This window comes from Cupriavidus sp. CER-90, from assembly GCF_057652055.1.
The window spans coordinates 333,334-344,410 of record NZ_JBYGYM010000001.1 but is presented as its reverse complement, the minus strand read 5'-3'; the positions used below and the strand labels follow the sequence as shown (position 1 = coordinate 344,410).

The following is an 11,077-nucleotide window of genomic DNA, read 5'->3' as shown; positions in this document are numbered from 1 at the left end:
TTCTGGAAATCGCCAGGATCAAGGCTGGGACGCCGGATAAATGCGTGCCCAGTCCTGCTTCATGCTGATCACCGTCCAGCCGCGCGTGACGGCTTCGTCCAGTGCCTTGTCGAGCTTGCCGATCCCCGACTTGCGGTCGTAGGCGAACTCGCGCTCGGCGTCGTCGTGGTGCACCAGCACGGCCAGACGCTGGCCGGTGCCGGCCATCGTGTACTGCAGCATCTGCAGATCGCCGTCGGAATTGCCCACGGCCAGGATGGGCCGGCGGCCAATCTGCCGATAGATGCCCACGGGCTTGCCGGCGCCGTCATTGATGAATTCGAGCTTGGGGCCGCGCACCAGCGTGGGCTGGCCATTGCGCAGTTCGTACGTCACCGCCTGCGTGGACCCCACCACCTGCTCGGGCGGAATGCCGTACACGCGTTCGGACCACGGCCGCATGAACTCGATGGTCCCGCCCGACACGATGAACGTCTTGAAGCCATTGGCCCGCAGGTAGTTCAGCAGCTCGATCTGTGGCTGGAACACCAGGTCCGTATAGGGCCGGTTGAATTTCGGGTGGCGCGCGGTGTCGAGCCAGGCGCGGATCGTGCGGTCGTACTCGTCCACCGTCATGCCGCTGTTGGCCTGGGCGATCAGCGGCAGCAGGCGCTTTTCCTCGCGCATCAGCGCGGCCATGTCGTTGGCCATCAGCGCCTTGAAGGCCGGGTTGCCATTCCATTCGGGATGCTGGGGTGCGGCGGCGCGAATCTGGTCGAGCAGGAAGAAGAACTGGAAGTACAGCGGCTGCTCGCTCCACAGCGTGCCATCGTTATCGAAGACGGCAATGCGTTCGGCAGGCGGCACGTACTGCGGCGTACCCGGCCGGGTCACCGTCTCCACGAAGCGGACGATGGTCTGGCGCGCCGCGCCATCCCGCCACGACGGCAATGCCGCCACGCCCGCCACATTGGCCGCACTCGCCGGCTGCGCGCCAGCGGCGGTGTCGGCGGCGGGTGCCGACGCGCACCCGCCAAGGGCGGCCACCAGCACGGCCAGGGCCGCGAGCGTCGTCACGCCGGACACCGCGCGGCGAGCAAGCCGGTAGCTTCCTGCCAAGGCGAATGGCATCGTTGCGTTCCTCCTCGATTGTGCGGACGGGTGGGGCCTACGGCCGCGCCGCCAGTGCGGGCTGTCGGCGGGCTTCGGCCCAGGTGCGGTCATCCATCACCAGCCGGAAGCCCAGGTGCGACATGCTCGTGTACGGATCCGTGCCGCGCCGTGCGCTGGGCCGATAGCTCAGGCAGAAGTCCTCGTTGCACAGGAACGACCCACCACGCGTGACGCGCTTGGGCGCGGACACCGGCACACCGGGTTCGGTCGGGTCCCACGAATCGGACGGCCCCGCCGGGTTCTGCAGCACGGCCGTCGTCAAGCGGGCTTCGCGCCGGAACTGGTCGGCCCGATACCAGTCGGCCACCCATTGCCACGCGTTGCCGGTCATGTCGTAGAGGCCGTAGCCATTGGCCGGAAAGGTGCCCACCGGGCTGGTGCCTGCGGCGCCGCCCGCCTTGGCGCTGACCACCGGAAATGGCTGCACCTGCTGGCCTTGCCAGACGTTGGCCATCTGGCGGCCATCGGGCGCGAACTGGTCGCCCCAGGCATACGTGGACTGTTCCAGGCCGCCGCGCGCCGCGAACTCCCATTCGGCTTCGGTCGGCAGGCGCTTGCCCACCCAGCGCGCGTAGGCCTGCACGTCCTCGTACGAGACTTGCACCACAGGGTGGTTGTCCTTGCCCTCGATATGGCTGCCGGGGCCGTTCGGGTGCTTCCAGTCGGCGCCGGGCACGAAACGCCACCAGCGCCAGTATTCGCGCAGCGGCACCGGGCTGTTGGTGCCGACGAAGACCATGGCGCCGGGCACCATCGCGCTGTCGGGCGGGCGCGGCGTGCCGGGCGGCAGCTGCACCTTCATCGTTTCCCAGTCCGGCGCGCGTTCGGCGGTGGTCAGGTAGCCCGTCGCCTCGACGAACTTGCGGAACTCGGCATTGGTGACGTGGTGCTGGTCCATCCAGAAGCCGTTGACGTGGACCTTGTGCGCCGGCCGTTCATTGGCCTGCGCCATCTTGTGATCGCTGCCCATCTGGAAGTCGCCGCCGGGCACATGGACCATGCCGCGCGGACCGTTCACCCCATCGCCCGCGCGGATGGCCGGCGCATTGGCGCGCGCATCCTTCGCGTGATACCACCACGTGCCGCCCGCACCGGCCACGACCATGCCCAGTGCAAGCGCCGCCAGCCACATGCGTTGGCGCCACACCGGCGTGGCGGTGGCAATGACCATGGCCTGCTGCTTCCGTCCCATCGACACTCCTTGCACGATACGACTCGATCACCTGATCCAGCCATCCCAGTATGGGTGGGGTCCCTGCCAGAGCGGAATGCAAACTTTTGGAATTTTGATGTGAATGATTTCTTGACTACGGGTTGAGCGGAGGCAGCGGCGGCGCCTTGCTGCGGTGCGTCTTGCCCGTGTGCGCGGCCCGTCCGCGTGGACGCCAGCCCCCGCGCCAACGCCACGCCGCGTAGCCGGCCGCCAGCGCCACGCCGGCCAGCAGGGCGGCCATCCGCCAGTCGAGCCAGCCGGGCAGGCGCATCGGCGCGCCACCCGTGGGCGCCAGGCCCTGCCCCGGCGCTGCACGGGCGACGTCGATGATCACGGCCGGGGCGGACGATTGCGCGCGCTTGCCGGTGGCCGGGTCGTACCACGCCACGGAGACGGCCGGCAGCGTGTAATGGCCGCTGCCTTCGAACACATAGGTCACCGTTTCCACGCGCCGGCCGCCCGTGGCGCCTGCCGGCTCGTCCCCGGCGGCCGGCACGCCGTCCTGCAATTGCGGATCGGCGCGGAACTGCCGCACGCCGCGTGGCGCGGCCAGTTGCGGCGGTTCGATCATCATTGCGGGCGTGCCGGGCGCGAAGATCGTGATGGTGCGGACCAAGGCATCGCCAGCCCGCAAATGGGCGTCCTTGCCGCTGATGGCCTGGTCGAAGGTCTGGCGGATATGGATGGGCGATGCCGGCAGCAGCGGCGCGGGGCCTGACGCCTGCGCGGCGCCGGCCTGGCTTGCGTTCCGCTGCCCGCCGGCATGGATGGTGGTGGGCGGCAGCGTCACGGTGGCGTCTTGCGGCTTGCCATCGTCGCCGGACCATCTGAATTGAATCTGGGGCGTCGGCAGCGTGAAATCGCCGGCGGTCTGGGGCGTGAACACGTAGGTCTTGCGGATGCCCGCGTAGCTGACGCCATCGATGGTTTCGGTGGCGTTCACGCCGCGCTCGTCGGGCATCGTGACCACCGCACCGGGCACCTGTAGCGCCGGAAATTCCGGCGCCGACAGGAAGAAGTTCGGCGCCAGGATCGTGACCTCGATCCGGACCGACTGCCCGGCCACCACGGGCTGCTGGCCCAGCACCCGCACACGCACCGTGGGCGCGGCGGCATGGGCCAGGCCGGACAGTATCAGGAGCATGACGGCGAGCCAGCGCATCGTCATGGCCGCGCCTCTGGCGCCTGCGACTGCAGCGCGAACTTGCGCGCCAGGAGCATCGTGGGCGATGTCTGGATCGCGCGCATCCACATATCGGCGTTCTGCTGCACCAGCCCCTGCTGCACCTTGTCGCCACCCGGTGGCGGCGGCGGCTTGCTGGCGTCCAGTTCGATCTTGTCGGGCTTCAGGTCGGGCGGCTCCTCGTCGCCCTTGTCGTTCTTGTCGGCCTGCTTCTGGCGCTCGATGGCCTGCTGCATCAGCGCCAGGTTGCGCTGCGCGGGCGCCCAGCCGGGACGCTGCCGCAGTACCAGCCGGTAACGGGCGGCCGCCTCGGGGTACTTGTTCTGTCGCGCCAGCGCGTTGCCAAGGTTGTACTGGGCGTCCGTGGTGCCGATCTGCTCGAAGGCCCGTGCCGCTTCATCGAACTTCCCCGCGCGGTAGTACGCCACGCCGCGCCACATCGCGTCATCGAACAGCGTGGCCGCCGCCACGTAATCGCCACGTGCGAAGGCGCGCCGGCCTTGCTGGTCGTGCGTGAGCCAGAGATCGACAACATGCCAGCCGCGTGCCGGCGCGCTGGGCTGGGCCCGCACATCAGCCTGAGGCGCGGCCACCAGCGCGGCCAGCGCCAGCGAGGCCATCCAGCGGATGGTCCAGCCCTTGCGGAACCAGAGCAGCGCCAGCACGGCAATCGGTATCGTCAGCGGCCAGCCGGCATCGTGCCAGCGCAGCGTGTCCTGCGCACTGCCCTGCTCCACATGCGACTGGACGTGGCGCTGCACCCACGCCACGTCATCGTCACTGTCGGTGGTCAGCGTGGCCACCGGCACGCCGGTGTCGCGCAGCCGGTGCAGCGCGGCCGCATCGATCCCCGGCGCGGCGCCGTTGCCGGCCTTCAAAGGTCCGCCCGCCGCCGTGCCGATGGCCAGCACCACGATCTGCGTGCGCTTGTCGCGCCGCTGCAGGGCAGCCGTTGCCGCAGGCTCCACGCCATCGGTCAGCAGCAGGATCGTGCCGGGTACCGGCTCCTTCGACAACGCCGTGCCGATGGTCTGGACCGCCCGCGCCGTATCCTTGCCCGGCACCGGCATGATGGCCGTCTGCAGCGCGTCGACAAAGGTCTGCAACAGCGCCGCGTCGTCGGTCAGCGGCAGCACCAGATGGGTGGAGCCGGCGTAGGCATAGAGCGCCGTGCGCCCGCCCTCGCGATGGGCCAGCAGCGCCTTGATCTTGAGCTTGGCGCGTTCCAGCCGCGTCGGCGTGATGTCGATCGCGTCCATGTCGGGCGTCAGGTCCACGGCGATGGCCAGCGGCGCCTTGTCCGACAGGAACGGCGGCCGCTCGCGTTCCCAGGTGGGGCCGGCCAGCGCCATCGCGCCCAGCGCCAGGGCCAGGGCGGTCATATGCACCGGGCGCACCGGTCGATGGCGGCCCTCGCGCACCACCAGCGCATCGAGCAGATGCGGCGCGATGGTACCGCGCCAGCGGCGGCGCACATCGCCCTGCCGGCGCACGGCCCAGGGCAGCCACACCGCCGCCATCAGCACCAGCAGCCATGCGGGCCGCAGGAAATGGAACTGCGCCAGCGCGTGGAACCCGTCGGTCATGCCGAGGGCTCCTTGCGTGCGGCGGACAATGGCGCGCGTGCCAGGCCGTACGCGTAGACCGCCATGAAGACCTGGTACGCCAGTACCAGCAGTACGGCGGCGCCCAGCGGCCACATGAACAGTTCGCGGCGCGGACGCCAGCTCAGCGTCTTTTCCTTGTGCGGCGTCACGCGGTCCAGCGTGGCATAGATCGACGCCAGCGCGGTCTGGTCCGCGCCGAAGAAATAGCGCCCGCCCGTGGTGCTGGCAATGCGCTGCAGCGTTTGCAGATCCACCTTCTGCTCGCCCGTGGCGGCAGGGTCGCCAATGCCGACCGTATGCACCACGACGCCGCGCGTGCGGGCGATATCGGCGGCTTGTGCCGGCGGCATGCGGCTGGCGGTGTCATTGCCGTCGGTCAGCAGGATCAGCACCTTTTCGGCGGCGTGGCTGTTGTCGAACATCTTGATGCCCAGCCCGATGGCATCGCCCAGCGACGTACTGGCGCCGGCCATGCCGGGCACCATGTCGTCGATCAGCGTGCGCACCAGCGCATGGTCGAGCGTGAACGGCGCCAGCGGATACGGGGCATCGCCAAACACGATCAGCCCGATGCGGTCCCCGGGCCTGTGGGCCACGAAATGGCTGACCACCTGCCGCACGGCCTGCACGCGCGCTTCGACCACGCCGGCCGGGTCCTTGAAATCGCGCGTGTCCATCGACTGGGACAGGTCCAGCGCCAGCAGCAGGTCGCGCACGGGCTCGCTCTTGTAGACCGGTGGCTCCAGGAACTGCGGCCGCGCAAGGGCCGTCACCACCAGGGCCCAGGCCAGCGGCGCCAGCAGATGCTGCACCAGGTTGCGTCGTGGCACGTGGGCGCCGGCGGCGGGCTGCAAGCCGGCCGCGCTGGCCACCTCGCCAAAGAACGGTAGCCGCACCGAGGCGCTGGTCTCGCGGTACGGCGGCACTCGCCACCACACCAGCAGCGGCAGCGGCAGCAGCGCGAACAGCCAGGGATAGGCAAACGCGATCATACGGGCGGCGCCCGGTGTTCCGCGATCCAGCGGCGGCAGGCGGCAGCGGTGTCGCGGGTCTGTTGCGCCGGCCAGCGTCCGAGTGCGGCGCGGTCCAGGTATTCGGTCTCGATCAGCATGGCAAGAGGCGGTACGGCATCCGTGGCCTTGCCGGCGTGGGCCAGCAGGAAATCGCGCCAGGATGTGCCGGAAATCGCCGCCACGGTCTCGCGCGGCCACGCGGCCAGCGCGGTACGCTTGAGCAGTTCGGCCAGCGACAGCAGCGCCTGCGCGCGGTCCGGGCCATTGGCGTCGAGCCCGGCTTGCAGGCGCCCCAGTTCCTTGAGCGCGGCGCGCCGATAGCGGTTGGCGCGCCAGTGCCGCCACATCCGCCAGCCCAGCCACAGCAACGCGCACAGCACGCAGATGCCGACCACGAGCCAGCCCGCCGTCTGGGGCCACCAGGCTGGCGGGGGCGGCGTGACGATATCGGCCAGATCGTTCACCGTGTGAGTCCTCCCGTGACAGGTCGGATCATCCCGGGCCGGGCCGGGCCGACTGCATGCGGGCAGGTTACGCCGTGACCGGCGGAAACCGAATTTAGAGTTTTTGGCGCCGATATTTAGCGATTTCGGTAACCGGCCCCCGCCACGCGCGCGCTACAGCCCCGGGGCTACAACCCATCTGGCAGCAGGTCCCGCACCGCATCGCGCATCACGCGCGCCAGCAGTTGCTGGCGTTCGCGCGGCATGCGGGCCAGCGTGGTGGCGACGCTGATGCCGGCCACCGGTTCGCCATCGCGATCCGCCACGGCCAGGCCCACCGCCAGCGCGCCCCGCGTGGCGTGGTTGCCGATCACGGAATAGCCGCGCTCGCGGGTGGCCCGGATCAGGATGCGCATGCGGTCCGGCGTCATGCCGCCGTACTGCACCAGGGCGGGGGCATTGGTTGCGATCACGTCGTCCACGGCGCCGTCGGGCAACGCCGACAGCAGCGCCAGACCGGCAGCCCCCACGCCCAGCGGCTGTCGCGTGCCCACCTGGATCACCAGCACCTGCACCGGGTGCGTCCCGACATGGCGCGCGATACAGCGCGACCGGGCCCCGTCGCGAACGATGGCGAATGCTGCGTCGCCGCAGGCCTGGCTGACGCGGGCCAGCACCGGATGGAGGCGCTCGGCCAGGTCGGCCGACTCGCCGCGCTGCGGCAACGCCTCCAGCCTGGGGCCCTTGACATACCGGAAGCGCCCGCGCTGCACCACATAGCCGCATTCGATCAGCGTGGCCAGCAGGCGATAGACCGTGGGCCGTTCCAGCCCGGCGGCGCGGCATAGATCCACCACGCGCACCCCGTCCTTGCCGCCGGCAAGGATGGCATCGAGCAGGGTCAGGCCGCGCCGCAACGCCCGTGCGCCCTCTTCGGCAGCCGGGGCAGAAACGTCCGCCTGGCGGACGTTTTGATTCGCAGTACGAGCACACATGGGAAAGAATTCGCTGGCCGGGAAGCAGTCCGCAGTATGCCGCAGAAGCATCGGGACAGCGGGTGCCGGCCACGATATCCAATAACAGGAGACAGCCATCATGACCATCCGCAGTTGGGCGCGCAGGCGCCTTCTTCGCCGCATCGCGCTTGTTCCCGCCGTAGTTCCCGCCGCAGTTCCCGCTGTAATGCCCGCCCTGCTTGCCGCGGTCCTGGCGTGCGGTGCCACGCCGGCTCTGGCCACCGAGGCCGCCTTTCCTAGCCGTCCCGTCCGGCTGGTGGTGGGCTACGCCGCCGGCGGCGCCACCGACGTGCTGGCCCGGCTGGTGGCGCAGAAGATGGGCGAGGCGCTGGGCCAGCCGATGGTGGTGGAAAACCGCGCCGGCGCCAACAGCAACGTGGGCGCCGAGGTGGTGGCCAAGGCCGTGCCGGACGGCTACACGCTGTACGTCTACACCATCGCCAACACCATCAATGCCACGCTCTACGACAAGCTCAACTACGACCCGGCCAAGGATTTCGAGCTGGTCGGCATGATCGCCCGCATTCCCAACGTACTGGTGGTCAATCCGGGCGTGCCCGTCAAGACCGTGGCCGACTACGTGAAGCTGGCCAAGACATCGCCCAACGGGGTGACGTTTGCGTCATCGGGCAGCGGATCGTCGATCCACCTGTCCGGCGAGATCTTCCGCACGCGCAGCGGCGCCAACATGCTGCACGTGCCTTACAAGGGCAGCGCGCCGGCCGTGACCGACCTCATGGGTGGCCAGGTGCAGTCGATGTTCGACAACACCCCTTCGGCCCTGCCGCACGTGAAGTCCGGCAAGCTGCGCGCCATCGCGGTGACCAGCGCGCAACGCATGCCGCTGCTGCCCGACGTGCCGACGGTGGCCGAATCCGGCTACCCGGGCTTCGACGTGCAGTCGTGGTTCGCCATCTCCGCCCCGGCCGGCACGCCGCGCCCCGTGGTGGACCGCCTCAACGTCGCGCTGAACAAGGCACTTGGTAATGCCGACGTGCGCGAGCGCATGCGCGACCTGGCGGCCACGCCCGAACCCGGCACGCCCGAACAATGCCGCACCTTCGCGCTGTCCGAGATCAAACGCTGGCACGACGTGGTGCGGCAATCGGGCGTGCGCGTCAACTAAGGAGTCCGACAGCACCATGTTTCCGATCGACCTGTTCTGGCGCGCCGCCGACCGCTGGCCCGACAATATCGCCATCGATGCCCCCGACGGCCCGCTGCGCTACCGCGAGCTGGCTGGGCAAGTAGCCGCGCTGGCCGCCCACTTCATCAAGCTCGACCCCGCGCCGCAGACTTGCGTAGGCATCTGCGCCGGCAACTCGGCCCAGCACATCGTGGCACTGCTGGCCGTGCTGGCCAGCGGCAAGATCTGGGTGCCGCTGAATCCCAAGAGCACGCAGCCGGAACTGCGGCGCATCATCGATGCCACCGAGCCCGGCATCATCGTGCTCGATGCCGCCTGCGAAGCCTTGCTCGACGGCGCGCCGGGCGTGCGCATCTATACCGACCACGCGCCGGACCGGGGCCGGACGCTGGCTTCGGCCATCGTGCAACACGCCGACGCCACGCGCCCGGTGCTGGATCTGGACCGTGATGCCACCCAGGCCATCAAGTTCACCGGCGGCACCACCGGCGCGCCCAAGGGGGTCATGCAGCCGTATCGCGCGTGGCTGGCCAATATCGTCAACCAGATCCACGCGTGGGGATTCACCGAGTCGGACCGCTACGTGATGGCGGCGCCGATCACCCATGGCACGTCCACCTACGTGATGCCGATCCTGGCCCAGGGCGGCTGCCAGGTGATCATGGAAGGCAACGGCGCCGAAGCGGTACGCGCCACCTTCCGCGACCGGCGCGGCACGGTCTGCTTCATGCCGCCCACCCTGATCTACATGCTGATGGCGCTGCCCGGCACCACCCGCGCCGACTATCCCGCGCTGCGCCGGCTGATCTACGGCGGCGCGCCGATGCCCCCGGAAAAGATCCGCCAGGCGCGCGACTTCTTCGGCCCCGTGGTGGCCACCACCTACGGCCAGACCGAGGCACCGCAGTTGCTGACCGTGATCGGCCCCGACGATTTCAACGACGCACGCAACCTGGCCTCCGTGGGCCGCGCCACCTGGTTCAGCGACGTGGCGATCATGTCGCCCGACGGCCGCCTGCTGCCCGCCGGCGAAGTGGGCGAAGTGGTGGCGCGTGGCGACCTGGTCATGACCGGCTACTGGAAGCGTCCGGACCTGACCGCCGCCACCATCATCGACGGCTGGCTGCACACCGGCGACCGCGGCCTGATCGACGCGCGCGGCTTCCTGTACCTGAAGGACCGCCTGCGCGACGTGGTGATCACCGGCGGCTTCAACGTCTATCCGATCGACGTGGAGAACGCCCTGGGCCAGCATCCCGCCGTGCATGAATGCGCCGTGTTCGGCGTGCCTGACGACAAATGGGGCGAGGCCGTCCACGCCGCCGTGCAACTGCGGGAGGGCTGCCAGGCCGCCGCCGCCGACCTGATCGCGTTCGTGCGCGAGCGGCTCGGCCCCGTGCAGACGCCCAAGCAGATTCATTTCCACGCCAGCCTGCCGCGCTCGACGGTGGGCAAGGTACTGAAGAACACCGTGCGCGACCACGCCGTGGCCGCGCTGCCATCCGGAGATCACGCATGAGCCAACAAGACAAGCCGGTGACCCGCCTCTGCAGCCATACGCTGACCAGCCTTCACTATGGCGACGCCAATCTCGTGGAAGACCTGCTCGGCAAGACCACGTTCACAGAGGTGATGCTGATGCAGATCCTGGGCCGCACGCCCCGGCCGGTGGACATCCGCATCGCCGACATGGTGCTGGTCGTGCTGATGGAGCATGGCCTGACGCCCAGCGCCATTGCCACGCGCCTGATCTACATGAGCGCCCCCGAGAACCTGCAGGGCGCGGTGTCGGCCGGGCTGCTGGCGGTGGGCAGTTCGTTCGTCGGCACCATGGAAAACTGCTCGGTGTTGCTGGACCGCATCCTGGCCGCGCCGGACCCGGACGCCGAGGCGCTGGCCATTGCCCGCGACTGCAAGGCGCGCAAGGCGCCCGTGCCCGGCTTTGGCCACCATCTGCACAAGCCGGTAGACCCGCGTGCCTACAAGCTGCTGGATCTCGGTGAAGCCGAAGCCGATCTGGCCGGGACGCATATCCGGGCGCTGAAGCGGCTGTCCGCCGCCGTGGACGAGGTCCATGGCCGCGCGATCACGATCAATGCCACGGGCGCCGTGGCCGCCCTGCTAGGCGAAATTGGCGTGCCAACGGCCGTGATGCGTGGCTTTGCGGTGATTTCGCGCGCGGCCGGTCTGGTGGCCCACATCGTCGAGGAACAGCAGAGCCCATCGGGCCGCTATATCTGGGATGTCGTCGAGGAGGCGATTCCCTACGTGGGCAACGTGCCGCACCGGGATCACGCATAAGC

General features: G+C 69.5%; 10 protein-coding genes. 3 read left to right on the top strand and 7 right to left on the bottom strand.

Annotated features, from left to right (window positions below; translation table 11 throughout):
* Positions 1 to 18 precede the first annotated feature (18 nt).
* From AC24R4_RS01520 to AC24R4_RS01490, 7 genes are all read right to left on the bottom strand, one after another.
* On the bottom strand, positions 19 to 1,110 hold the full coding sequence (locus AC24R4_RS01520; RefSeq protein WP_400395398.1) for an HAD family hydrolase: 1,092 nt from the start codon (positions 1,108 to 1,110) through the stop codon (positions 19 to 21).
* Between the two features lie 37 nt (positions 1,111 to 1,147).
* Positions 1,148 to 2,284: a formylglycine-generating enzyme family protein gene (locus tag AC24R4_RS01515; RefSeq protein WP_487522963.1), complete on the bottom strand. Its 1,137-nt coding sequence runs from the start codon at positions 2,282 to 2,284 to the stop codon at positions 1,148 to 1,150.
* Positions 2,285 to 2,459: 175 nt separating this feature from the next.
* Positions 2,460 to 3,533 carry a BatD family protein gene (locus AC24R4_RS01510; protein ID WP_487522040.1) on the bottom strand — a complete coding sequence of 358 codons (1,074 nt, stop codon included), beginning with the start codon at positions 3,531 to 3,533 and terminating at the stop codon, positions 2,460 to 2,462.
* A complete protein-coding gene (locus AC24R4_RS01505; RefSeq protein ID WP_487522039.1) occupies positions 3,530 to 5,134 on the bottom strand; it encodes a VWA domain-containing protein in 1,605 nt (534 codons plus the stop codon). The genes AC24R4_RS01510 and AC24R4_RS01505 overlap by 4 nt, the downstream gene beginning before the upstream one ends.
* Complete coding sequence (locus tag AC24R4_RS01500; RefSeq protein WP_487522038.1) at positions 5,131 to 6,147, bottom strand: vWA domain-containing protein; 1,017 nt, start codon at positions 6,145 to 6,147, stop codon at positions 5,131 to 5,133. Before AC24R4_RS01500 ends, AC24R4_RS01505 begins: the two co-directional genes overlap by 4 nt.
* Positions 6,144 to 6,632 (bottom strand): DUF4381 domain-containing protein, encoded by a 489-nt coding sequence (locus AC24R4_RS01495; RefSeq protein ID WP_487522037.1) that lies wholly within the window; start codon positions 6,630 to 6,632, stop codon positions 6,144 to 6,146. Before AC24R4_RS01495 ends, AC24R4_RS01500 begins: the two co-directional genes overlap by 4 nt.
* Before the next feature lie 167 nt (positions 6,633 to 6,799).
* Positions 6,800 to 7,606, bottom strand: coding sequence for an IclR family transcriptional regulator (locus AC24R4_RS01490; RefSeq protein ID WP_487522036.1), 807 nt, complete (start codon positions 7,604 to 7,606; stop codon positions 6,800 to 6,802).
* A gap of 187 nt (positions 7,607 to 7,793) precedes the next feature.
* On the opposite strand from AC24R4_RS01490, the gene AC24R4_RS01485 reads away from it, so the two are divergent.
* The 3 genes from AC24R4_RS01485 to AC24R4_RS01475 are packed head-to-tail and all read left to right on the top strand — an operon-like array spanning position 7,794 to position 11,075.
* On the top strand, positions 7,794 to 8,753 hold the full coding sequence (locus tag AC24R4_RS01485; RefSeq protein ID WP_487522035.1) for a Bug family tripartite tricarboxylate transporter substrate binding protein: 960 nt from the start codon (positions 7,794 to 7,796) through the stop codon (positions 8,751 to 8,753).
* A gap of 16 nt (positions 8,754 to 8,769) precedes the next feature.
* Positions 8,770 to 10,293, top strand: coding sequence for a class I adenylate-forming enzyme family protein (locus AC24R4_RS01480; protein WP_400396005.1), 1,524 nt, complete (start codon positions 8,770 to 8,772; stop codon positions 10,291 to 10,293).
* Positions 10,290 to 11,075: a citryl-CoA lyase gene (locus AC24R4_RS01475; protein WP_400396007.1), complete on the top strand. Its 786-nt coding sequence runs from the start codon at positions 10,290 to 10,292 to the stop codon at positions 11,073 to 11,075. Before AC24R4_RS01480 ends, AC24R4_RS01475 begins: the two co-directional genes overlap by 4 nt.
* The last annotated feature ends 2 nt before the right edge of the window (positions 11,076 to 11,077 follow it).

What these genes read in the sequence shown, in the direction of transcription:
- AC24R4_RS01520 (WP_400395398.1), bottom strand. Translation starts at nt 1,110, where the DNA reads ATGCCATTCGCCTTGGCAGGAAGCTACCGGCTTGCTCGCCGCGCGGTG.
- AC24R4_RS01515 (WP_487522963.1), bottom strand. Translation starts at nt 2,284, where the DNA reads ATGTGGCTGGCGGCGCTTGCACTGGGCATGGTCGTGGCCGGTGCGGGC.
- AC24R4_RS01510 (WP_487522040.1), bottom strand. Translation starts at nt 3,533, where the DNA reads ATGACGATGCGCTGGCTCGCCGTCATGCTCCTGATACTGTCCGGCCTG.
- AC24R4_RS01505 (WP_487522039.1), bottom strand. Translation starts at nt 5,134, where the DNA reads ATGACCGACGGGTTCCACGCGCTGGCGCAGTTCCATTTCCTGCGGCCC.
- AC24R4_RS01500 (WP_487522038.1), bottom strand. Translation starts at nt 6,147, where the DNA reads ATGATCGCGTTTGCCTATCCCTGGCTGTTCGCGCTGCTGCCGCTGCCG.
- AC24R4_RS01490 (WP_487522036.1), bottom strand. Translation starts at nt 7,606, where the DNA reads ATGTGTGCTCGTACTGCGAATCAAAACGTCCGCCAGGCGGACGTTTCT.
- AC24R4_RS01485 (WP_487522035.1), top strand. Translation starts at nt 7,794, where the DNA reads ATGCCCGCCCTGCTTGCCGCGGTCCTGGCGTGCGGTGCCACGCCGGCT.
- AC24R4_RS01480 (WP_400396005.1), top strand. Translation starts at nt 8,770, where the DNA reads ATGTTTCCGATCGACCTGTTCTGGCGCGCCGCCGACCGCTGGCCCGAC.
- AC24R4_RS01475 (WP_400396007.1), top strand. Translation starts at nt 10,290, where the DNA reads ATGAGCCAACAAGACAAGCCGGTGACCCGCCTCTGCAGCCATACGCTG.